Source organism: Alteromonas sp. (assembly GCF_984505615.1).
On record NZ_CFHOXV010000006.1, the window covers coordinates 1 to 23,054 of the forward strand.

Genomic DNA, 23,054 nt, shown 5'->3' on the forward strand with positions numbered 1-23,054 from the left:
TGATCATCTATCACCCGTTAACCATGAGTGGTGCACTTATTATCTGAATTCGGGAGTAATAACAAAGAAGCATCAAGAAATGCCTGGAAATCAGAAAATGCGCAAGAATATATAAATAAAATCGCAACAGGAATTAAAGGGTTTACTTTTTATGTTGAAAAAATAGACAGTCGGTTGAGATTGGGGCAGCAAAATTCCCCGGAAGTATTTGCTGGTTTAATAGACAAAATGAATAATGATAATTTAAATGATTATTCAGAAATATTAAAAGCAATAAATGAATATTTGTAGATATAAATGAATTTTGATTTATTTCAATATTAGCTATTTCATATTTGAACTAAGCGTTTGATTTTAAAGCTTATTGGTGAATAGCTTAATTGTGTTTTAAATTTATTTGTTTTAGTTTAATAATTCACCATGTAAATAATTTTAAATTATCTTGTCTTTTAAAATTATCATTTCAACGTCCTTTGCTTGAATTATTTTCTCTCAGGTAATTATATCCCGCTGTTTTTCGTTTGAGTCGTTCAAACAGGAAAATATAAATATAATAATTCCAGGGAGTAAAAAATGATTAGACAGAGTCTTATCGCGCTGGCGATAGGTACTGCTATGGGCGTGAGTTTTAATGCAAGCGCCGCTGCAGGTAGTACATCAAGTGTTTATGGTACTGTTGAGGCCATGTCAGGCCAGCAAGTAGCCATCGTTATCAGTAATCCTCAAACGGGATACAGCAGAACGGTAGAAGTAGGTGAAGATGGTTCATACCGCTTCGCAAAACTGGATACCGGTACATATAACATCCAGATCATTGCCAATGGCAAAGTGTTAGCTGAAGACGAGCTGCGCGTGTCCCTTGGTTCTAACAAAGAAGCTGACTTCAACCTCGATGAATTAACCGCAGAGCGTATTGAAGTCACCGGCGCCCGCGTTTCAGCCATCGATTTAACCTCTATGGATTCCGGCCTTGTAATGGGCGAAACCGAAATTGACCGTATGCCTATTGCCCGTGACCTTACATCGGTTGCGTTGCTGGCACCTGGCGCAGTAGCCGGTGATTCGGCATTCGGTAATACCGCCTCGTTCGGTGGTGCATCGGTTGCTGAAAACTCTTGCTACATCAACGGTCTGGAAGTAACGAATACCCGTCAGGGTCTGGGTTGCGGTTCCGTACCTTTTGAATTCTACAAAGAGTTTCAGGTTAAAACCGGTGGTTATTCTGCAGAGTTCGGCCGTACAACCGGCGGTGTAATTAACTCGGTAACCAAAAGCGGTACTAACGAATGGGAATTTGACTTCACTGCCAATTGGACGCCGAATGGCTTACAGGAAGAAGGCAGCGTATCCCGTGGCCGTCAGGGCACCGGCGCTATTTTCCGTGATACCACAAACGATTTCGACAATTCCTTTGATTATACCGTTTCTGCATCAGGTCCGATTATTGAAGATAAGCTGTTCTTCTATGCGCTGATCAATCCGCGGGATGTGCACAACCAGTTTGGTGACACCAACGGTACCGGGCGTTTTGCCGGTGCAAACATCATGAACGTTGATGAGTCTTCCGGTTCAGATAATTTGTTCTGGGGCGCTAAAATTGACTGGGATATCACCGAAGATCACCGCCTGAGCTTCTTCGGTTATTCAGACAAGAACGAAACAACCCGTACCGTCTACGATTACGATGCTGAAACCGGAACTATTGGTGACTACTCCGGTTCATTCCTGCGTAAGCGCGGCGGTGAAGCGAAAAGTGTGACCTATACCGGTTACCTGAATGACGATCTGTCTGTCAGCGCAATGTGGGGTAACATCCAGACTGATTACAGCTCTGACCCCAGTAACCTGGATTGTTCAAGCGTTACTGATGCACGTGACGGCATTACAGATGCAGAGCGTGTTTCTTCATGTGGTCCGGGCGGCTCTTTCGGTGCTAACGAAGATGAAAATACCCAGTATCGTTTCGATATCGAATACTACTGGGGCGATCACAAAATCAACGCCGGTCTGGATAAACAAACCCGTGAATCCATCCGTGTCACTCAGCCGATTGCCGGTCACTCATGGACTTATGAAACGCTGGCCGCCGGCGGTAACATTCAGGGTGACTCCGGTTCGCTGTACGTGAACAATACAGGTGCTGCACAGGATCTTGTTTCAGACCGTATCTTCTCCGGTGGTGGCAGCTTCGAGTCTGATCTGACTGCTTACTACATTGAAGATAAATGGCAGGTAACAGACACTCTGATGTTATCTATCGGTATCCGTAAAGACATCTTCTCCGGTGAAGGTACCACAGGTAAGGAACTGTTTGATTTCGATACCGACATTGCTCCGCGCTTAGGCTTTACCTGGGATGTGGAAGGCGATGGCGAGTCTAAGTTGTACGGTAACTATGGCCGTTACTATCTGCCAATTGCGAACAACACTATTTACCGTGCAGCTGCCGGCGTAAGTGATACAACCACTTACTACACCTTTGACGGTATCGACGCTGCAACCGGCGTACCTACCGGCCTGAACCCTGTGAATGGTACTGTAGAGAATTCTCAGTACGCGAGTTCATTACCGGCTATTCCTGAAAAGGATATTTTCCAGGCTCAGGAAGCTGACCCGTTCGCGAAAGATGAATACATCTTAGGTTACCAGCGTGCGATTTCCGAAGATCTCTCCATGGAAGTGATCGGTACGTACCGTGAAGTGACCAGTGCACTGGATGACTACTGTGGCCGTTACGCTTACCCGTTCTGCGTTATGGTGAATCCGGGCGAAGACATGAGCTGGTACAAAGATGGTTACTACTGGGATGGCACACAGGAGCTGATGCCTGATCACGAGACTTTCGACGGCGTGGCTGATCCCGGCTCTCTGACAACACACACTGCAGAAACGCTGATGCTGCCTGAAGCAGAGAACAAGTATCTGTCATGGCAGGCTAAAATTGACTACCGTGCAGAAGACTACCGTGTGAACTTCATCTACACCTGGTCTCGTAGCTGGGGTAACTTTGAAGGTGCGGTTAAATCTGATATCGGTCAGGCAGATGCGGGTGTAACGCAAGACTTCGACTTCCCTGCAGTCATGGATGGTTCAAGTGGCTATCAGCCTAATGACCGTCGTCACGTGTTCAAGATGTATGGTTCGTATGACGTCACTGAAGACTTCACTGTGGGCTTTAACTCTACGCTTTCAAGCGGTCGTCCGCTGTCTGCGTTTGGTCAGGGCTACCCGGATACAGATCCGAATGTATACGGCAGCTACGGCGATACGTTCTACATCTATCAGGGCTGTGCTGTAGAGGGTGATACCTGTGCACAGGAAGACAAGCTGTACCGCTATGCACCACGTGGCAGTGCAGGTCGTACACCGTGGACCTTCAAAGTTGACTTGTCAGCAGCTTACGCATTCTCTTACGAGGGTGTCGATATGCGTACGTCCATTAACATCTTCAATGTGTTAAATACACAGGAAGCGCTGGCGCTGAATGAACATTACGAAAGTAGTGAAGGTACAGTTAACCAGTGGTACGGCGCAGCTTACAGCTGGCAGGCTCCGCGCTCAGTAAGATTAACGTTCGAGGCGCGTTACTAAAATAACGTCTCACCTGGACCCGAAGCCCCTTCTCCCAAGGGGCTTTTTTATGCCTGCGGTTTAGCGGGCCAGTCTGCTATTGATTGCCCAGTGCACGGTTCACGTGGTCAGCAAATGCGTCTGCTCTCATAAACCCCGTTACCCTGGACTGATTGATTTCTTCACCGGCAGTATTGAAAAACAAAATGGTGGGCAATCCCAGTACATCAAACTCGTCCTGGAAAGCCAGATTCACCGGCGTGTTCTCTGTGAGATCGATTTGCATCCATACCGTGTTTGAAAGCGCAGAGATGACCGCCTCATCGGGAAAGGTGTACTTCTCAAACTCTTTACAGGCCACACACCAGTCGGCGTAAAGGTCGACCATCACCGTTTTGCCTTCGGCATTTGCAGCAGCCAATTTCTGCTCAAAGTCATCCAGGTTTTTAACAACCATGAATTCCGGATGGGCCGCATCACTACCGTGTTGACCACTTTGCTGCGCAACCGGCGATGACGTGCCGCCAAAGAGTGTGACATAACCGGTCATGGCGCTGGCGAATAAGCCCAGGGAGATTAGCAAGGTGCGTACACCTTTCATGAAAGAGGGCTGTGTGGGCTGATTGACTACGCTGTAGTAAGAGAAGGTAGCAAGACCCGTTAATGCCCACAGCAGATTAGTCCAGGACGAAGACCACAGGCGCTCGATAAACAGAATCGCAACGGCCAGCATCATAAAGCCGAAGCTCACCTTCACCACGTTCATCCAGTTACCGGCTTTAGGAAGCAGTTTTCCGCCAGTCATACCAAACAGAATAAGAGGAATACCCATTCCCAGACTAAGTACGTACAGTGAAATGAAGCCTAATGTCATGTCGCCGGTTTGTGCGATAAACAATAAAATACCGGTAAGCGGTGCGGTGGTGCAGGGAGAAGCCACCAGACCGGACAGTACACCCATCACAAATACGCCGGCAAAATTGCCACGTTTCTGATTATTGCTTACATCGTTAAGTTTGCTTTGCCAGGACGACGGCAATTGAATTTCATACACACCGAACATGGCCATGGCCAGCGCAATAAACAGCACAATAAACACGCCAAGAATGGCCGGGTGCTGAAGGGCTGCCTGGAACTGTACGCCCGCCGAAGCAACCACAAGACCTAAAATGGAGTAGGTGATCGCCATGCCCTGCACGTACACAAGGCTTAAGGTGAAGGCGCGGCTTAAGCTCATGCCTTTACCCTGACCCAGCACGATGCCGGATAAAATAGGGTACATGGGGAATACGCATGGTGTGAAGGCAAGGCCAATGCCCAGCGCCAGAAACAGCAATAAGGTCACAGGCAGATTGTCTTTGTCAGCCAGCCTTTCAGCCAGCCCGAACTGCTCAGATTTTACCGCTTCGCCGGTGGCTTCTGAAGGCGCGCTGTCCTGCACAGCGGGTTCCGTATCACCCACAGCAGACAGGTAAATCACTTTTACGGTCGGGGGATAACACAGGCCTGCGTCGGCACACCCCTGGAAACGGACCTTCACCACGCCATCTTCTTTGGCCTGGTTTACCGGTACGGTAAAGGAAACATTGTGGTAGTACACTTCGGTGAGTCCAAAAAACTCATCTTCTTTTTCTTTGCCTTCAGGAAATACCGGCTCACCTAATTCGACGTCTTTCCCCACCAGTTTGAACTGGTGCTTATAAAGGTAGTAATCATCTGCAATGGTAAAGTTAAGGGTGAGTTCATCGTCGTTTTGTTGAAAATCAAACACGAATGCGTCGTCAACAGGCAGAAAGTCAGGCTCTTCCTGTTGCGGGAAGGCGTCTCCCTGATTGAAATCCGGAATTTGTGCTGAAGCCTGTGCGGGTAGCAATAAACACAGGCAAATAAACAGCAGAGACGAAAAATACTTCATAACAAGCTTATCCTTCAGAAAAAGCGCAATATCGCGGATGGTGGCTCAGCCGTCCCGCTCCGGATACTGAATTATCAGGGTGCAACGGACATTTCCCATAACTGACCGTGACAGTAGCGGTATTCTTTCAGATTTTTCTGTTCAGAACGAATCCCTTAACGTGAAAACTGTCGTACTCATAAGAAATAACTTGTGTTTAAAGTGAGCAACCCCACTTTACCCTTTCAGTTTGCTGGTAACAGTCTACGAAAATTTGTGCTGCAGCCGGCATTAAACTTAAGCAACGAGGTTTAGTTTTGCGACTTTTATTTTTGCTGTTCGCCATTATGCCCATCATCGAAATTGCCTTACTGGTAAAAGTTGGCGGCATCATCGGCGGATGGAACACCATTGGAATTGTGTTATTAACCGCCTTTATCGGCGCTTACTTTGTGAAGCGGGAAGGTATTCACACCTTACAGATAGCGCAGGAAAAAATGCAGCGCGGTGAAATGCCGGGCAAAGAAATGGTAGAGGGCCTGATGCTGGCCGTGGCAGGTGTGTTAATGGTAACGCCGGGCTTTATCACGGATAGTTTCGGTATTTTGCTGGTGTTGCCCGGTACCCGTCACCTTATCGCCGGATTTGTCAGCAAGCATATGAAGATGCGTGTGGTCACGGCAGGCTCGTTCCAGCAACAGGGACCTTTCGCCGGTGGCGCCGATCCATTTGGTCAGCGTCCTCAGGGAGGCCAGTACAATGCTGACGGCGACGTATTTGAAGGTCAGTACACCGACAAATCAGCCGGCGAAGATAAGCCCCGCCTTAAATAAGCATCTGCGGCCGCACGCTCCGTCGTGTGGCCTGATCACTTTATTCTTCAATTATTTATTCCGCTCCCGCAAGAAAAGTAAAAAAATTTGCATTTTTTTCACCAAATCCCCTTGAAGTTGTAGGGTGACTCCCCCATCTATCCACGCAGAACACGATTTGAAGGCAGGAGACTGCTTTCTCTATACAGTAAATGGCGTACACAAGACCGTACGTCCTTGTTAACTAACATTTAGATAGTTGGAATTTTCAGGAGACTTGAAAATGGCAATTCGTCCTTTACACGACCGCGTAATCCTTAAGCGCGCTGAGCAAGAAACTAAATCTGCCGGCGGCATCGTGCTTACCGGTTCTGCTGCAGAAAAATCTACCCGTGCGAAAGTTATCGCTGTGGGTAACGGCCGTATCCTTGAGAACGGTGAAGTTAAAGCTCTTGACGTAAAAGTTGGCGACACCGTTATTTTCAACGACGGTTACGGTGTAAAAACCGAGAAGCTGGAAGGTGAAGAAGTGCTTATCGTTAGCGAAAGCGACATTCTGGCAATCGTTGAGTAATAGACGTTTAACGTTTTAACCGTATTTAGAGGAATTTAAACATGGCAGCTAAAGAAGTACGTTTTGGTGATGACGCCCGCACGAAGATGCTGAAAGGCGTTAACATCCTTGCAAACGCAGTAAAAGTAACATTAGGTCCTAAAGGCCGTAACGTCGTACTGGATAAGTCATTCGGTGCCCCTACCATTACTAAAGATGGTGTATCTGTAGCCAAAGAAATCGAGCTGGAAGACAAGTTCGAGAACATGGGCGCGCAGATGGTTAAAGAAGTAGCGTCTAAAGCAAACGACGAAGCGGGTGACGGTACTACTACTGCAACCGTTCTGGCACAGGCTATCGTAACTGAAGGTCTGAAATCAGTTGCAGCGGGTATGAACCCGATGGACCTGAAGCGCGGTATCGACAAAGCCGTTGCTGCAGCCGTTGAAGAGCTGAAAGCCCTGTCTACTGATTGTGCCGACAGCAAGTCTATCGCACAGGTAGGTACTATCTCTGCAAACTCTGACTCAGAAGTGGGTCAAATCATTGCTGAAGCAATGGAAAAAGTGGGCAAAGAAGGCGTTATCACTGTTGAAGAAGGTCAGGCTCTGCAGAACGAGCTGGACGTGGTTGAAGGTATGCAGTTCGACCGCGGTTACCTGTCTCCTTACTTCATCAACAACCAGGAAAACGGCACTGTTGAATTAGACAACCCGTTTATCCTGCTGGTTGACAAAAAAGTTTCTAACATCCGTGAACTGCTGTCTACGCTGGAAGGCGTGGCGAAAGCAGGCAAGCCTCTGCTGATCATCGCTGAAGATGTTGAAGGCGAAGCACTGGCAACTCTGGTTGTTAACAACATGCGCGGTATCGTGAAAGTAGCTGCTGTTAAAGCACCTGGTTTCGGTGACCGTCGTAAAGCTATGCTGCAGGATATCGCTATCCTGACTGGCGGTACTGTTATCTCTGAAGAGATTGGTCTGGAGCTGGAAAAAGTTCAGCTGGAAGACTTAGGTACTGCGAAGCGCGTTGTTATCAACAAAGACAACACGACTGTTGTTGACGGTGCAGGTGACGAAGCGGCTATCGAAGGTCGTTGCGCACAAATCCGTGGTCAAATCGAAGATTCTACTTCTGAGTATGACAAAGAGAAGCTGCAGGAACGTCTGGCTAAACTGTCTGGCGGTGTTGCAGTAATCAAAGTTGGTGCTGCTACTGAAGTTGAAATGAAAGAGAAGAAAGACCGCGTTGAAGATGCACTGCACGCTACCCGCGCTGCGGTACAGGAAGGCGTAGTACCTGGTGGTGGTGTTGCTCTGGTTCGTGCAGCGGCTAAACTGGCTGACCTGACTGGTGAAAACGAAGACCAGACTCACGGTATCAAGCTGGCCCTGCGTGCGATGGAAGCGCCTCTGCGTCAGATCTCTATCAACTCTGGTGCAGAAGCATCGGTTGTTGTTAATGCAATCAAGAACGGCGAAGGTAACTACGGTTACAACGCAGGTAACGACACTTACGGCGACATGCTGGAAATGGGTATCCTTGACCCAACTAAAGTGACCCGTTCTGCGCTGCAATTCGCATCTTCTATCGCCTCTCTGATGATCACCACAGAAGCGATGGTTGCTGAACTGCCTAAAGAAGAAGCTGGTGCACCTGATATGGGTGGCATGGGCGGAATGGGCGGCATGGGTGGAATGATGTAATCCACCCATAAGCTTAACGCTTTAAGAAAGGCGCTCTCCGGAGCGCCTTTTTTGTTTCCATGCTCCCAGCAATGCCATCTCATTTCTCTCTGCCAGTACATTCCTGCTTCTTATAAGCACACATTAAGTTCAGGTTTAAAAAAGAGCTGAAGGCCTTAGCTAAGTTAAAGAAGGTTAGTACATCCAAAACATTTTTGGTTACTATGCAAAGGTAAACGCCATGATTGATATATTAGCAATGTCAGAATCATGGATTCATATTTGGTTGCTATTCAGGAGTGCGCAATGCCAGTTGCCCAAAAACACAATGTGTTGACACCCGACGAATACTTGCAGGAAGAGCTTGAAGCACCTGTTAAGCGTGAGCTCATTGATGGTCAGATTTATGCGATGGCCGGAGCAAGCGCTAACCATGAGAGAATAGCGGGGAATATTTATAGTGAATTGAGAAATCACTTAAAAGCGACTCCCTGTGAGCCATTCAGCTCAGATATGAAAGTGCGCGTTCGTGATAATTTTTATTATCCAGATGTGTTGGTCGATTGTGGTTTTGATGAGTCAGAGCCATATTTTACATCAACGCCGGTGATCATTGTGGAAGTGATTTCACGCTCTACTCGTAAAATGGATGAGAAGCAAAAGTTACTCGAGTACATCAATATTCCTACACTTAAAGAGTACGTGCTGATTGAACAGGATGTAGCAGACGTTACCGTTTACAGAAGAAGCGATGACTGGCGCTCCACCCACTATTTTTTAGGTGAAGAAATCCACTTCGAATCGATAGATTTTACTATCCGGGTAGAAGACATTTATCTTCGCGTAAAAAATGAAGATGTCGCGGCATTCCTCGAACAACAATCCGAATCTTAAAACTTAGCTTTTCAGGCGGGCTCAAGATCACCTTATTTATCCCCGGGATTGTCCGCTGAATCATGCAATCCCCCTAATAAATCCTCCTTGACAAAATCTTTACATTTAACTCGACCGGAAATAAAAAAGTCGCTAAATTAGCCGAACTTTGTAGTTGTGGTATCTAAAGTTCAAGGATGAAAACATGAATAACGTTGTACGTGTCTTTTCTCTTTCTGCGTTGGCCCTCGCTGTGTCTGCATGTGGTGGCGGCGGTGGCTCTGACAGTTCTTCCGGCGGCGGCACACAAACGCCTTCAAAAACACCTGTACAGATCATTTCTGACGCGCAATCTCATTCCAAAGCACAGTTAACCACAGCTGCGAAAATGCAGGCTAATACACTTTATAGTGGTGAGTCCGGCAAGGCAGAGATAGATATTGCCCTGGCCCAGCATGTGTACAGTGTATTGTTTGACGACAATATTCTAACTGTGCCTGATATCGGTGAACACGATATTGAAAATGAACTCGGTAGCGACGGTTCAATTAACAGCACTCTTCAGTGTGATGAAAGCGGTACAGTAAAATACACCGGGAAGTTTAATGATAACGGTACCGGTAAGTTGTCCATGGATTTCAGTGATTGCCAGTCTTACTACAACAGCTTTGCGTTGTCCGGTGTAGCGGCGGTTTCTATTGATGTCGTCACCGACAGCAAAATGGAATACACACTGTATTTCTCCAATCTTAACTGGGAAGACGATGTCCCGGTGTCTATGTCAGGCCTGATCACCTTCAGTGATTCATTTTCTACGCAAACCGGCGTGACGACTTCGGTCAGTGAGCAATATGTAAGTGCTACGGTTGGTGATGAAAGCTATCTGATTGACGCCAGCATGACCACCAGTGATGACTGGGAGTCGCCAGAACTGCGGATTGAAGGCCGTGTCAGTGTGGGGTCTGAAGGCTATGTAGATGTGTCGCTGGATACTGACGAGCTGGATATGCCGTATTTTTACGGCAGTACCGTTGTGTATAACGACGGTGAAGCACAGCTGAAGTTCTTGCAGGGTATGGTGATGTACACGCAGGATCTCGACAATGACGGCGAGGCGGATGCCGGTAAGTACTTTGAAAGTTTATACGGCTTCGTCACAACACCGGTGAGTGATACTGATTTATATAATCTCGCTGAAATCTCTCTGACACCTTATGTTGAGTCGCCTTATCTGCAAAATTCTGAAGGGCTGTCTGTGGCACAGGACATTGTTGTGCTGCCCGGTAATTATTACGACCTCGATACGCCGGATGAAGATCTTATGGTCAGTTACAACTGGTATCTGAACGGCAGGTTGCTTGAAGGCGTTCACGGCAACACGCTGCCTGCATACTCAGTGACTGTTGATCAGTGGATAGAGGTGTCCATGGTGGTGTCTGACTCAATCAACACGGTGGAATCCTATCCCATCAGCATCTTTGTGGAAGATACACCTGCCGTTGTTACGGTAAGCAATGTGCCGGAAAATGTCCGTGCCGGCGATACCATTACTTTTTCATTATCACTGACAGATGCAGATGTACCGGGCAATGAAAACCTGGCGGCACTGGCGAGCGCACCGGAGGGAGCAACGTTAGCTTCGGATGGTACTGTGACCTGGGTTGTACCGGACAATCAACTTTTCAGTCAGATGGTGTACACCTTCGGTGTGAGCAACAGTCAGAACCCGAACAATACTATCGAGGAATACTTTGATGTGACGGTGAGCGCTGATGAAGCGCAGCCGTTGTTCCGTTCCGGCATGGAAGTGCCTCACCGGAATAATTCCCAGTGGGTGGCCGATTTTGATGGCGACGGTAGCAATGAATTGTTGGGTACAGATAATGGCTCACGGGTATTTTTACTGACGCTGGTTGATGGTAAATATCAACAGAAATGGGCATATCCCTATGCGCTGTCGGATGAACAGAATATTCAGCAGGTATTGCCCGCAGATATGGACCAGGACGGTACACCTGAAATTTTAGTTATCACTGAAAAAACCTTCTGGCTGATTGATGATTTAACTAAAGATGCACGGGTTTTACTGGAAACCGACGATTATTTCAGTGAAGCGTTACTGGCTGATACTGACAACGACGGCGTCAATGAACTGATTTATTCTGTTAAGAATGCTGATTACGACGCCAGTGAAACAACCATTTTTGTGAGTGAATTGGGAAGTGAGCTGGTCACAACGCTCAGTTTCAGTACGAACAATTTTCAGACAATTGCTGCCGGTAATGTAGATGCCGATAGTAGTATGGAGCTGATTATGAACACCGGTCTGGTGTACGACCTGACCACTGGTGCGAATGAATGGTTTTTCGGCTCCGGATTTGGTAGTTCGTTTGTTACAGTTGGCGACCTCAACGGGAATGGTATCGATGAGATCATTGGTGCCGGTGCCTGGGATGCGCTTTACGTGTATTCCGCTGTTGATAAGTCTCAGCTGGCGTCATTGTCGCTTGACGATACCTGCGATATGCATGCATACAATCTCTACGATGATGCGACAGATGAGATCGTGGTGAGTGATTGTCAGTGGGGCAATGTAACTGCGTATTCTCTGAACGGCAGTAATCAACTGGATACAGTATGGCAGGTCGGGCTGCAGGATCACGGTTCCTCATCGCTGACTATGGGTGATATCGACAACGACGGCAGTGCGGAAATTTTATGGGGGTCAGGCACCAGCAGTTCCGGTGCAGACCGCCTGATCACTGCGGACTACACTGCCGGTGGTGCAACGGTAAAAGAAAATACCACCGGTGTTCAGCTTGACCAGTTCTATGCTGCGGGCTGGTCTGAAATCACTTCCGGTGATGAGCGCGCCGTGTTCTTTGTGCCCAGCACAGAAAGCGGTTATGACGGCTCCGTTATCGTTACGCTTACCGGCGATGGCACTATAACAGTGGGTGAAGAGCTGTCTACTAACTGGGACCACAGTACTCAGGCGGTAACGACTGACTTTAATAACGATGGCGCAGGGGATATTTTCCTGCCACTGACTTCCTTGTATGACGGCGCCTTCGGTGCAGTGCAGTTAAGCGATATGTCTGTTCAGTATTCCGTTGACGGTGACTATGACAGCACTATCGGCAAGATAATGGCCATAGACGTCAACGGCGACGGCTATGAGGATGCGGTCTATCAGGACGGCTCGGCGATTAAGGTTGTCGACATTCAGAATCAGCTGCTGGTGGCATCGTATACGAGCCCTCAGGGAGTCAGTGATTTTGATGCGGTATTTATTGATGATGTACTGAATCTGGTCGTGACCAGCGGTTACCAAAAGGTACAGTTACTGACGCTGGGAAGTAATGCATTTATCACCGGCAGCTCGTATGACATTGAATGTCCGCAGGTACTGTTTACCGGCGGTGAAAACAGCCGTCAGTTTGTTTGTTCCGGTGGTAGTGACCGGGAAATGAACATGCTGGCATTTTCAGACAGTGGTGTGGAACTGGTGGGGGAATACAACTTCCCGTTCGAGATCACTGGTATGATTGTGGACCCTGTTACCCCGTCTAATATTCTGGTAGTAACCGGTGATGACAGCAGTTGGTACAGCTCTCATTCTGTTCTGCGCAGCATTGCAACTAATGGCAATATTGTCTGGTCCGGTCCGAAATTGAACGGCAGAGCAGGCAAAGGTGCGTTGCGTGCCCGTCGCTCCGAATCCGGCGATTTAGAAGTTATGCTTGGTACGTCAGCAGGGATGTATTTGATCCACTGATTGATAAGGGCGCTCAGGTGAATTCAGTTACCTGTTTTCACCTGAGTTCAGATCATCCCGGCAGTGAGGAAGTTGCCACGGTTATTCCGGGGTTAACGCTGCCGGAGCGCTCCTGCTCTATGCTGCGCCGTAAACAGGTAAGGTCAGCGTAAATTCAGTACCGGTATAGAGCTCACTTTCAACGCTGAGCATCCCTTCGTGCTCTCTCGCTATTTCGTACGAAATGGAAAGGCCCAGGCCAGTACCCGTATCTTCGTCTTTGGTGGTGAAGAAAGGATTGAATATCTTCTGCAAGTTTTCGTCTGAAATCCCGCAGCCATTGTCACGGACGATAAGTTCTACAGTTCCGTTGCTGTTTGCTCTGGTGCGTACTTCCAGCTTACCCCGCCGTCCGGTTTCTTCAATTGCCTGCGCGGCGTTAATCAGCAGGTTAGTAATAACCTGAGAAATTTTGCCAACGTTCATCATAACGCGGGGCAATTCGTCGTAGTTAATGTCTACATCGCAGGCATATTTGAGCTTGTTGTTCACCAGCGCTAATGTGGTTTTCACACAGTTATTCAAATCAAAAAGTTGCTTTTGATCTGTGTCGATTCTGGAAAATTGTTTAAGGCTGCTGACAATTTCTTCCACTCTCTGTAAACCATTTTCAGATTCTTTGATGAGATGAGAAACGTCGTTACTTATAAAGTCCAGTGACTGGTAAGCCTGAGAATTCTTCAATGAAGCTAACTTTTCCAGCGCAACTTCATTGGTAGGTGCTTGTGTGACTTCCATCAGATCTCTGTAGAGTATTTCAAAGCTGGCTAAATACTCTTTCAGCGTGTCGAGATTACTACTGACAAAGCCCACAGGGTTATTGATTTCGTGAGCGACGCCGGCAGCAAGCTGACCCACTGACGACATCTTTTCTGCCTGAAGTAATTGCTGCTGGGTTTCTTTCAGCGATTTGTTTGACTGTGACAGCTCTTCATTTTTTCTGTTTAATTCTGTGGTGCGTTCGCTGACTCTGTATTCCAGAGACTGATTCAGATTATGTATAGCACTTTCCGCTTCGGCTCTGCGGATATGTTCTTCTTCAAGATGCGAGATTAAATGATTGAACACCGTCGCTAACTCTTCGAGCTCGTCGTTGGTACGCACATTTACCTTAATATCTTCATATTTGTTTTCTTTTGAAGCCTGAATGAGCCTGCGGGCACCCTGTTGAAGAATATTGATCTGCTTAGTCAGATAACTTCCGAGAAAATAGGAAAACAGCGCAACGAGGACCATTTCAATGACTGCGATGGTATAAGCCCATTGCTGTATGTCGCTCAGCGACGCTTTCACCGCTGCAATATCAATTCCAAGGTCAATATAACCGTACAATGTGTCATCAACCATGATGGGGCGGCGGATATCGTAAATCCCGTCACTGGCCCGGCTGACAGACGTATCGGCCTGAAAGTCTGAGTTCAGTGATTGTTCGTTGCCACCTGATGCGAAGACTCTGCCGGAGGTATCTGTTATTTTGACGTAATGAATGTCTGAGTCGGTAAGCAGTTCTTTGACATCAGCCTCAATGCCGGCCAGATCGAAGGACAAAAAAGCGTTTTTAGTCGTTGAATAAAACAGGTTAGCCGTTGTATTCGCGCGCTTTACAACCGCATCGTTTACCAGGTTGGTCAGCAGGTTAAATGTTGTTGTCAGCAGCAGTGCGAGCAATGTTGCCTCTATGAAGGCCACACCCAGTATTGTTTTTAATTTTAATGATATTCGCATAGGAACTACGGGTTCTCTTGCTGCAGTAAGTCTATGTTGAGCGCACGGATGTCATCCCAGTCTGCAGAAAATGCTTCCGAGAATCCTTTCATTTTGAGACTGTTTAATGCGTCACTGCCTTTTCCGCCGGGGGTCATGGTTGTGAGAGCATTCAGGAGTTGTCCGCGAACTTCCTCTGACAACCGGGGATGCGTCGCTATGGCATGTGGCGTATAAGCAGGGCTTGACCAGAGCACTTTCAGGTTCTCTTTAACGTCGTCGTCTGTGGCTTGCAGAGACCGGTAAATCCCGCCTCCGGCCTTAAAGAATCCCCTCTTTACATTCAGATATACGGAATCGTGGGAATGCACATAAACGGGTGTAAAGTTAATGCCTTCTTTTTGCATGGTTGCACGGGGGATAATACTGGCGGCAAAAGCGGCAGGGGCCGGAAAGGCGATTTTAGTGCCATTAAGATCAGACAATTCTGTAAAAGGACTGTCACGGGTTACAACGATGATGCCCTGAATGGTTTGATCTTTCTGGCGGACCAGCGCGCGGTAACCGGGATTTTTGTGAAAAACGACAAAGTGATAAGGGTTCATGTAAGCAATGTCGTATTTGCCTTCTGACAGTGCTTTTTCAAATGTCGGAATATCTTTCGCGGTTTCAAAGTGAAAAGTGTGTCCGGTCTCAGACCCGATATAGCTGAGCAAAGGTTGCCACGCCTCTGCGAGCTTTTTCGGCGAGTGCTGCGGAACAATACCAACAGAAAAGGACTCAGCAGCAGCGGAATGTGATATGAGCATTAATAACAATGCAACGACCCGCCTGCTCAACAATTCAGACATGTTTTTTCTTCTCCCGCCCCGTAACGTCCACTCGTGCCGTCATCACCATCGTCTTTCTGTAATTCTATAACAAAATATGATGATAGGGCATTGTGTGCAGAAATGCCTTTTTCGCGCCGCTTTCGTTATAATTCTCTGCATCACTTTTTATAAGAACATCTGTTATGGCTACCGCATCTGCTCTTCATATTCTGGTTAAGACCGAAAAAGAAGCCCTTTCCATTCTTGAACAACTGAAGAAAGGCAAAGATTTCGCCACGCTGGCAAAGAAACACTCAACGTGTCCGTCGGGAAAGCGGGGCGGAGATTTAGGTGAATTTCGCCGCGGACAGATGGTGAAACAATTTGATGACGTAGTATTTAAAAAAGAAGTGCTTAAAGTGCACGGACCGGTAAAAACAAAGTTTGGCTATCACCTGATCAAAACCTTATACCGAAGCTGATTACAATTCAGGGTCTTCCCGAACGGGAAGGCTATCTATTCTCTCAGGCGGCTATCACATAATAAGTGCAGACGCACCATTCATGAGCAAAATGCTGAACCACAGGTGTGCATTTTGTTTGACAGTTGGTTGTTTTTTGTTCTCCTCTGATCTGTTTCGTGTCATTTTCCCTGTCTAAAAGTTCCACAATTGAATGCTTTTATTGATTCTGTGAATGAGCATTATCTCGTCAATCATTTCACTTATTGGCAGGATCATAAATAGTCTGTTCACATCATAGACTTAGATATAGTCAAATTTTTATATAGCATAACTTGTTGTATTTAATAATTTTCCGTTCTTTAAGCTCAAATTTTTCATTCGTTAGTGTGTTTAAAATTTCTAAATATACAGGGAAGTTTGGCTAAACATTCAGCGCTAACTGACCCCTTGCATATTCCTTTTTAATATAAATATGCTTATTGCCACCGGTGGCAATAGATATTAGATTTGGTTAACAATAAAAATTATAAATTAACAATGCGAGCACGCATGTGTTCGGATCATGAGTCTCAGTATCCCGTGCCTGAGGAGAACACATTGAAAGTACTGATATTAAATGAAGGACTCGAACAACAAGGTCACACAGAGAAGCGATGTGCGGTTTCGCCATCCAGTGTGAAGCGAATGGTGAAGCGAGGTATGACCGTGGTCATGCAGCAGGGCGCTGGTGTTCTGTCAGGTTATGCGGACACAGAGTTTACTGAAGCTGATGCCATAGTGGTTGAAGATGCCGGCGCTGCGCTTGAGGAAACGGATGCGTTATTGTGCGTGAATCGTCCTGTCGAAGCGGTGTACGCCCGCCTGAAACCGGCCGCCCTGGTGATTGGTCACATTGACCCCTTTTTCCAGCAGGAATTAGTGGAATCACTGGCTGCGAAGAAACTGACCACATTGTCGGTAGAAATGATCCCGCGCTCTTCCCGCGCCCAGAAAATGGATGCGCTGAGTTCGCAGGCGAGCCTGGCTGGCTATGTCATGGTGATGCAGGCAGCTACGCATCTGCCGGGCATTCTGCCAATGATGATGACACCTTCGGGCACCATCAAGCCGGCGAAAGTTTACATTATCGGTGCCGGCGTTGCCGGTCTGCAGGCCATTGCAACTGCAAAGCGCTTAGGTGCCAACGTACTGGCATACGATACGCGCCCGGTGGTAGCCGAGCAGGTTGAGTCGCTGGGCGGTAAGTTCCTGAAAATTGATTTGGGTGAAACCGGCCAGACGAAAGACGGCTATGCCAAAGAGCTCACTGAAGAACAAAAGCAGAAGCAGCAGGATGCCCAGCGCGATGCTATTGCTGATTCTGACATTGTGATTACAACAGCACAGTTGTTCGGACGCCGTCCGCCGCAGTTGATCAGCAAAGATACCCTTGCGCTGATGCGTCCGGGTAGTGTGGTTGTTGATATGGCTGCCACATCCGGTGGCAACGTGGAAGGCTCTGAAGCCGGTAAAGTGGTCACCGTGAACGGCGTCACTGTTATTGGTACCGGCAACTGGAGTCAGGCTGTGGCGAAAGACGCCACCGACATGTATGCCAACAACGTGTACAACCTGCTGGATGAATTTTTTGATGATGAATCGAAGCAATTCAACCTTAATCTTGAGGATGAGATCCTGGCAGGCTGCGTGATCACCCACGACGGGCAAATCACCAACGACATGCTTAAAAACGCTTATCAGGGAGCCTGATCATGGAAAATATCTATTTGATTTTTATTGTGCTGCTGGCGGCATTTTTAGGCTTCGAGCTTATCCGTAAAGTCCCTGCCACATTGCACACGCCGCTGATGTCGGGCTCTAACGCGATTTCTGGCATTACCCTTGTTGGCGCGCTGGTGGCATCCGGTGCTGATAACGATGTGCTTACCACCGTACTGGGTACAGCCGCGGTGGCACTGGCAAGCATTAACGTGGTGGGGGGTTACCTGGTAACCGACCGCATGCTTGGCATGTTTAAAAAGAAAGACAAGAAGTAAGGGGTCAGGAAGATGGAATCTGTAGCATTGATTATCAATCTGGCTTACGTACTGGCTGCCGGACTGTTTATTACCGGACTTAAATTACTGAGTCATCCTTCTACTGCCAGAAAAGGTAACCTGGTGTCTGCGGTGGGTATGCTGGTGGCGGTGGTGGTGACACTGCTTGATCACCAAATCATTTCCTACCACTGGATTTTACTGGGCTTTGTGATTGGCGGCGCTTACGGTGCCTGGAAAGCAAAGTCGGTGGAAATGACACAAATGCCGGAAATGGTGTCGTTATTCAACGGCTTCGGTGGTCTGGCATCGCTGTTGCTGGGCTGGGCGACCATCAGCCAGCTGGCCACGTTTGGCTTCATGGGGGCCACGCACTTTGTGCTGATCACGGTGATCCTCACGATTCTGATCGGTGGTGTTACGTTCTCCGGTTCGGTGATTGCCTGGGGCAAGCTGTCTGGCCGTATGGGTGCCAAAGCGGTTATTTTCACCGGTTTGCGTGAACTCAGTATTGCTCATCTGATTGGTTTTGTGGTGGTAGGCTATTTGTTCGTTACTGATCCGACAAACCTGATGTGGTTGTACGTGACTATCGCACTGGCGCTCAGCTTCGGTGTACTGGCGACCATTTCAATTGGTGGTGCCGACATGCCGGTGGTGATTGCACTGTTAAACAGCTACTCGGGTGTGGCAGCATCTGCGGCGGGCCTGGCGGTGGGCAACACGATTCTGATTGTTACCGGTCTGCTGGTTGGTGCATCGGGTCTGATCCTCACTAATATCATGTGTAAGGCAATGAACCGCTCGCTGATGAATGTTCTGCTGTCGGGCTTCTCAAAGCCTGTGGAAGCGGCAGAGAAAATCGAAGGCGAAGTGAAAATCATGGCGGCGCAGGATGCATTCTATGTACTGGAAGCGGCTCAGGCTGTGCTGGTGATTCCGGGCTACGGTATGGCGGTTGCACAGGCACAACACGCGGTGCGTGAACTGCAAACCTTGCTGGAAGAAAACGGCTGTACGGTAGAATACGCTATTCACCCTGTAGCGGGCCGGATGCCGGGTCACATGAACGTACTGCTGGCAGAAGCGGATGTGCCTTACGATCAGCTGTACGAAATGGATGATGTGAATCCGCGTATGGAAAACTACGATGTAGCGATTGTTATTGGTGCTAATGACGTAGTAAACCCTGCTGCGAAAGAGATGAAAGGCAGCCCGATTTACGGCATGCCGGTAATCGAAGCTTATCGTGCAAAAACTGTGTTTGTACTGAAGCGCTCAGCAAACGCAGGCTTTGCCGGCGTCGACAACCCGCTGTTCTTCAAAGACAACACAAGAATGGTACTGGGTGACGCCAAAGACACCATCAACACCATCATCCGCGAATTCGGCGACGACTAAAGTGAGCCCCGGTGCGGTCGTCTCTTCCGTTCCCAAACACGCCGTAAACACATCCATGTGGGCTCGGCTGCCGCATCCCTGCGGCAGACGGTTTGGAAACGGAAGAGACTTAACCGTTGTCGGGGCACACTATGTCTTGCAGCCATCAGAAACACGCTGTAAACCCATCCCTGGGCAAAGCAGTTATAAATAGCACAGCCGCGTCCCTGCGGCTGACGGTTTGAAAACACAGCTCCTTTTCCCATCGCGGGCTCACGCTTCCTGACTCTCAACTCTCAATACCCTGCGGCAGACAGTTTGGAAATGGAAGAGACTGAACCGCTGTCGGGGCACACTTTCGTCTTGCAGCCACCAGAACACACTTCAAGCCCATCCCCGCGCTCACTTTTCCCATAAACTTCACGTGAATATTGTAAGAAACGCGTAAGTCCTGAGATTCCTGCGCTGGATGGCGGTCAATGAATTAACACCGTGACATTGTTCAGAACTGGCAGGGGGCGAGATGGTCATTTCTCACAAGTACCGCTTTATCTTTATCAAAACCCGTAAGACGGCGGGGAGAAGTATTGAAACTTATTTATCCTCTTTGTGTGATTGCCGTGATGTGTTTACACCGGTCTTTCCGCCTGAACCGGGCCACCGGCCGCGAAATTATAAACGTCGCTGGGATATCCGGTCTGAGCTGGGTGCAGCCGGATACGCCGGTAAAGTGCAGGCTGTGCTGGACTGGCTTGGGAAGCGTCCTTTCCGGAATCACTCTACGGCAGCGGAGATTAAAGCCAGGGTCAATCCGGAAATCTGGCGGGAATACACGACGTTCTGTGTAGACAGAAATCCCTGGGAGAAAACGGTATCGCACTACAATACTTGCAGGCATTACCGCAATCCGCCTGGCGATTTTGAAGATTACCTGTCACGGGAAAAATATTGTTTTAATTACCCGAGTTACTGTGACCGTTCCGGGAATGTGCTGGTCGACAGGGTGTTGCATTATGAAAACCTGGAAGATGAACTGGCGGATCTGTTTGCCGCTCTGGGTGTGCCTTTCCGAAGGGGCGTGATTACTAACGCCGGCAGGATAGTCCGGCAGAGCAAACCGGATTACCGGGAGGTATATACGGACAAACAGAAGGCCTTAATTGAGCGTGTATTTTCGCGGGAAATCGTATTGAACGGTTACCGGTTTTGATTTGCATTGCCGGCGATAAGATTAACGTGCTCAGTCATTGCGTCTGGCGGAGACGCGGCTTAATGCTCTGATTATCGTCATTTACCGGACATTCAGGGCAAAAGTATTGCATGTTATTTAATCAAAGAGATATGCTGGCATTTAAGCTGGCAAAGAACAGCATGCTCTGAAATTCAGATATATTTCAATTCATTATCAATCTATCCCCGGGACACGTTAATTTGGAGCAGCTATGCAAAGAAGACGTTTTCTACAGGGATCTGCGGGTTTAGCATCAAGTGTTGCGCTTGGCGCATGTGTGTCATCCTCCCAATCTTCATCAGGTAAATTACACACCGGCTTACCGGTACAAATGCCACCACTTAAGCGCATTGAAGCCCGTCCTGACCGCATTATCACTATGAATGTGTGCACACGGCCATTTCGCGCTCAGGGACCGAGAATCGAGCTTGAAAAGGCGGGGGCAAAGTCGATTGTTCATAACTACGGGCACGGCGGCAGTGGCTGGTCGTTGTCCTGGGGTACCGCTGTACTGGCGGAATCGCTGGTCGCTGAGGCAATGAACAAAGAAATTGCGGTTATCGGCTGCGGTGCGATTGGCTTAACCACCGCGATCCAATGTCAGCGTGCGGGCTACAAGGTTAAAATCTACGCCAAAGAACGTCCGCCTTATGTGCGCTCGTCATTTGCAACGGGGATCTGGTCGCCGGACTCCCGCATTGTTGATTTAGCCCATGCGGATTCGTTTGCACAAAAATGGGAAATGATGGCAAGAATTTCCTTTCGCCGGTACCAGACTCTGTTAGGGCTCACAGGTACGCCGGTGGAATGGACGACTATATTCCGTGCCTCAGATACGCCATTTTCAGAAACGGGGCACTACGAGGCGAAAGGTGAGCCTGCGTATCCCACTTTTGAACGGGATCTCATTGATGATATTACGCCCCGCTCGTGGGATATCCCGGCTCATATGAATCCGTTCCCGGTACCTTACGTACGCCGTTACCCGTTACTGATGTTTAATATCAGCGAGTATTCACGGGTACTAATGAGCGAATTTATTCAAAATGGCGGTGAAATTTTGACGCGGGAACTGACCAGCCCGTCTGACTTTGCCAACTTCGATGAGAATACACTGGTAAATTGCACTGGTTACGGTGCAAGGGCCCTGTTGGGTGATGACAGTATCACGCCGGTCCGGGGACAAACCTGTAAGCTGATCCCGCAGCCGGAAGTGAAGTACGGTATTCAGTATTTCAACAAGCATGTGTCTGTTTATCCTCGGCGCGACGGCTTACTGGTGCAGGCGGGTGGTGATCACGACTTTGGTAATCCGGCAGCTAATATTGATCCTGAAGAGTCGCTGAGCGCAGTGGCGCGCCTTGCAGACTTCATCGCCGCCATGAAAGCGGGGTGACCAGCACGCTTTTGTATCGTTCAGATGATGAAATTAACCGGTGTTAAGTGTAACGAAATAAACACGGCTGCCATTCAAAACAAATTTCTGTGTTTTTAACTAATGTTAATTTCATCTTGTCGCTAACCGGTTAAAGTAGCCCCATCTTCTACTTTTCGGAGACATATCTTTGAGCTTAATTCCTGCACTTTCCCAACGCTTTTCGTTAAAACAATTTTCGTCACAAAAAGTCAGTGATGAGGACATCAATGGTATGACTGAAGCGGCCCGTCTGTCGGTGTCTGCCTTTGGCCTGCAGCCTTATCGCCTTATCGTAATTGACGACAGAGACACGCTGAATGCACTGGCGGCGCACACTTTTGGTCAGACTCAGCTGCCAAGCTGTTCTCATTTGTTTATTTTTGCCAACGAAACTGAGATTACTGACAAAACGGTGGATGCATACTTTGACCGCATCTATTCTCAGACCAGCGCGGAAGCAGGTAGTCAGGCAGGCTATGCCGATTACATTAAGTCTTATTATGCGGGTCAGACACCTGAGCAAAAGGTACAGGTAGCGCAGCAGCAAGCTTTCATCGCACTGGGTTCGCTGATTGCTGAAGGGGCGCTTCGTGGTGTGGACACCTGCCCGATGACAGGATTTAGTCCTGCCGGAATTAACAAGGCACTGGGGCTCACTGAGCGCGGACTGAATGCCTGTGTCATTTGCGCGGCCGGTTACCGCCTTGAAGATGCGGTGGTGCCTGAGAAAGTCAGGGTGCCGGCAGATGAATTTACGCTGCGCGGTTTAGAAGCCGTTTAAAAAAGAATGGCCGGTATCGCAGGAT

The 23,054-nt window shown here is 48.3% G+C and carries 17 protein-coding genes; 14 read left to right on the forward strand and 3 right to left on the reverse strand.

Annotated elements, in window-relative coordinates:
• Positions 1 to 30 precede the first annotated feature (30 nt).
• On the forward strand, positions 31 to 291 hold the full coding sequence (locus AC4PME_RS05795) for a hypothetical protein (protein ID WP_491226069.1): 261 nt from the start codon (positions 31 to 33) through the stop codon (positions 289 to 291).
• A gap of 282 nt (positions 292 to 573) precedes the next feature.
• A complete protein-coding gene (locus AC4PME_RS05800) occupies positions 574 to 3,591 on the forward strand; it encodes a TonB-dependent receptor (RefSeq protein WP_119503062.1) in 3,018 nt (1,005 codons plus the stop codon).
• Between the two features lie 76 nt (positions 3,592 to 3,667).
• Here the strand turns inward: AC4PME_RS05800 and AC4PME_RS05805 are convergent, their stop codons facing one another.
• Positions 3,668 to 5,485 (reverse strand): protein-disulfide reductase DsbD, encoded by a 1,818-nt coding sequence (locus AC4PME_RS05805; RefSeq protein ID WP_491046900.1) that lies wholly within the window; start codon positions 5,483 to 5,485, stop codon positions 3,668 to 3,670.
• A gap of 296 nt (positions 5,486 to 5,781) precedes the next feature.
• Between AC4PME_RS05805 and AC4PME_RS05810 the strand changes: the two genes are divergently transcribed.
• The 5 genes from AC4PME_RS05810 (at position 5,782) to AC4PME_RS05830 (ending at position 13,165) form a co-directional block, all read left to right on the forward strand.
• Complete coding sequence (locus AC4PME_RS05810) at positions 5,782 to 6,297, forward strand: FxsA family protein (RefSeq protein WP_491046899.1); 516 nt, start codon at positions 5,782 to 5,784, stop codon at positions 6,295 to 6,297.
• A gap of 262 nt (positions 6,298 to 6,559) precedes the next feature.
• A complete protein-coding gene (locus AC4PME_RS05815; RefSeq protein ID WP_349590566.1) occupies positions 6,560 to 6,850 on the forward strand; it encodes a co-chaperone GroES in 291 nt (96 codons plus the stop codon).
• Positions 6,851 to 6,891: 41 nt separating this feature from the next.
• Positions 6,892 to 8,535: a chaperonin GroEL gene (groL, locus tag AC4PME_RS05820; RefSeq protein ID WP_491223617.1), complete on the forward strand. Its 1,644-nt coding sequence runs from the start codon at positions 6,892 to 6,894 to the stop codon at positions 8,533 to 8,535.
• A gap of 285 nt (positions 8,536 to 8,820) precedes the next feature.
• On the forward strand, positions 8,821 to 9,408 hold the full coding sequence (locus AC4PME_RS05825) for a Uma2 family endonuclease (RefSeq protein ID WP_119503057.1): 588 nt from the start codon (positions 8,821 to 8,823) through the stop codon (positions 9,406 to 9,408).
• 184 nt (positions 9,409 to 9,592) lie between these two features.
• Positions 9,593 to 13,165 (forward strand): FG-GAP-like repeat-containing protein, encoded by a 3,573-nt coding sequence (locus tag AC4PME_RS05830; RefSeq protein WP_491046450.1) that lies wholly within the window; start codon positions 9,593 to 9,595, stop codon positions 13,163 to 13,165.
• 117 nt (positions 13,166 to 13,282) lie between these two features.
• Here AC4PME_RS05830 and AC4PME_RS05835 read toward each other — a convergent pair whose 3' ends face one another.
• Both AC4PME_RS05835 and AC4PME_RS05840 read right to left on the reverse strand, forming a co-directional pair.
• The gene (locus AC4PME_RS05835; protein WP_491046449.1) at positions 13,283 to 14,929 is read right to left on the reverse strand and encodes a sensor histidine kinase; all 1,647 of its coding nucleotides are present in this window, start codon (positions 14,927 to 14,929) and stop codon (positions 13,283 to 13,285) included.
• A gap of 5 nt (positions 14,930 to 14,934) precedes the next feature.
• Complete coding sequence (locus AC4PME_RS05840) at positions 14,935 to 15,759, reverse strand: phosphate/phosphite/phosphonate ABC transporter substrate-binding protein (protein ID WP_491046448.1); 825 nt, start codon at positions 15,757 to 15,759, stop codon at positions 14,935 to 14,937.
• Positions 15,760 to 15,923: 164 nt separating this feature from the next.
• Between AC4PME_RS05840 and ppiC the strand changes: the two genes are divergently transcribed.
• The 7 genes from ppiC (at position 15,924) to AC4PME_RS05875 (ending at position 23,029) form a co-directional block, all read left to right on the forward strand.
• Complete coding sequence (gene ppiC, locus AC4PME_RS05845; RefSeq protein ID WP_070123477.1) at positions 15,924 to 16,202, forward strand: peptidylprolyl isomerase PpiC; 279 nt, start codon at positions 15,924 to 15,926, stop codon at positions 16,200 to 16,202.
• 579 nt (positions 16,203 to 16,781) lie between these two features.
• Positions 16,782 to 17,933, forward strand: coding sequence for an NAD(P) transhydrogenase subunit alpha (locus AC4PME_RS05850; protein ID WP_491046447.1), 1,152 nt, complete (start codon positions 16,782 to 16,784; stop codon positions 17,931 to 17,933).
• A 2-nt stretch (positions 17,934 to 17,935) separates the two neighbouring features.
• Positions 17,936 to 18,220 carry an NAD(P) transhydrogenase subunit alpha part 2 gene (locus AC4PME_RS05855; protein ID WP_119503053.1) on the forward strand — a complete coding sequence of 95 codons (285 nt, stop codon included), beginning with the start codon at positions 17,936 to 17,938 and terminating at the stop codon, positions 18,218 to 18,220.
• 12 nt (positions 18,221 to 18,232) lie between these two features.
• Complete coding sequence (locus AC4PME_RS05860) at positions 18,233 to 19,621, forward strand: NAD(P)(+) transhydrogenase (Re/Si-specific) subunit beta (protein ID WP_119503052.1); 1,389 nt, start codon at positions 18,233 to 18,235, stop codon at positions 19,619 to 19,621.
• 502 nt (positions 19,622 to 20,123) lie between these two features.
• Positions 20,124 to 20,810 carry a hypothetical protein gene (locus AC4PME_RS05865; protein WP_491046446.1) on the forward strand — a complete coding sequence of 229 codons (687 nt, stop codon included), beginning with the start codon at positions 20,124 to 20,126 and terminating at the stop codon, positions 20,808 to 20,810.
• 298 nt (positions 20,811 to 21,108) lie between these two features.
• The gene (locus tag AC4PME_RS05870) at positions 21,109 to 22,227 is read left to right on the forward strand and encodes an FAD-dependent oxidoreductase (RefSeq protein WP_491226068.1); all 1,119 of its coding nucleotides are present in this window, start codon (positions 21,109 to 21,111) and stop codon (positions 22,225 to 22,227) included.
• A 169-nt stretch (positions 22,228 to 22,396) separates the two neighbouring features.
• Positions 22,397 to 23,029 (forward strand): nitroreductase family protein, encoded by a 633-nt coding sequence (locus AC4PME_RS05875; protein WP_161599193.1) that lies wholly within the window; start codon positions 22,397 to 22,399, stop codon positions 23,027 to 23,029.
• The last annotated feature ends 25 nt before the right edge of the window (positions 23,030 to 23,054 follow it).

What these genes read in the sequence shown, in the direction of transcription:
- AC4PME_RS05800 (WP_119503062.1), top strand. Translation starts at nt 574, where the DNA reads ATGATTAGACAGAGTCTTATCGCGCTGGCGATAGGTACTGCTATGGGC.
- AC4PME_RS05805 (WP_491046900.1), bottom strand. Translation starts at nt 5,485, where the DNA reads ATGAAGTATTTTTCGTCTCTGCTGTTTATTTGCCTGTGTTTATTGCTA.
- AC4PME_RS05815 (WP_349590566.1), top strand. Translation starts at nt 6,560, where the DNA reads ATGGCAATTCGTCCTTTACACGACCGCGTAATCCTTAAGCGCGCTGAG.
- groL (WP_491223617.1), top strand. Translation starts at nt 6,892, where the DNA reads ATGGCAGCTAAAGAAGTACGTTTTGGTGATGACGCCCGCACGAAGATG.
- AC4PME_RS05825 (WP_119503057.1), top strand. Translation starts at nt 8,821, where the DNA reads ATGCCAGTTGCCCAAAAACACAATGTGTTGACACCCGACGAATACTTG.
- AC4PME_RS05830 (WP_491046450.1), top strand. Translation starts at nt 9,593, where the DNA reads ATGAATAACGTTGTACGTGTCTTTTCTCTTTCTGCGTTGGCCCTCGCT.
- AC4PME_RS05835 (WP_491046449.1), bottom strand. Translation starts at nt 14,929, where the DNA reads ATGCGAATATCATTAAAATTAAAAACAATACTGGGTGTGGCCTTCATA.
- AC4PME_RS05840 (WP_491046448.1), bottom strand. Translation starts at nt 15,759, where the DNA reads ATGTCTGAATTGTTGAGCAGGCGGGTCGTTGCATTGTTATTAATGCTC.
- ppiC (WP_070123477.1), top strand. Translation starts at nt 15,924, where the DNA reads ATGGCTACCGCATCTGCTCTTCATATTCTGGTTAAGACCGAAAAAGAA.
- AC4PME_RS05855 (WP_119503053.1), top strand. Translation starts at nt 17,936, where the DNA reads ATGGAAAATATCTATTTGATTTTTATTGTGCTGCTGGCGGCATTTTTA.
- AC4PME_RS05860 (WP_119503052.1), top strand. Translation starts at nt 18,233, where the DNA reads ATGGAATCTGTAGCATTGATTATCAATCTGGCTTACGTACTGGCTGCC.
- AC4PME_RS05865 (WP_491046446.1), top strand. Translation starts at nt 20,124, where the DNA reads ATGGTCATTTCTCACAAGTACCGCTTTATCTTTATCAAAACCCGTAAG.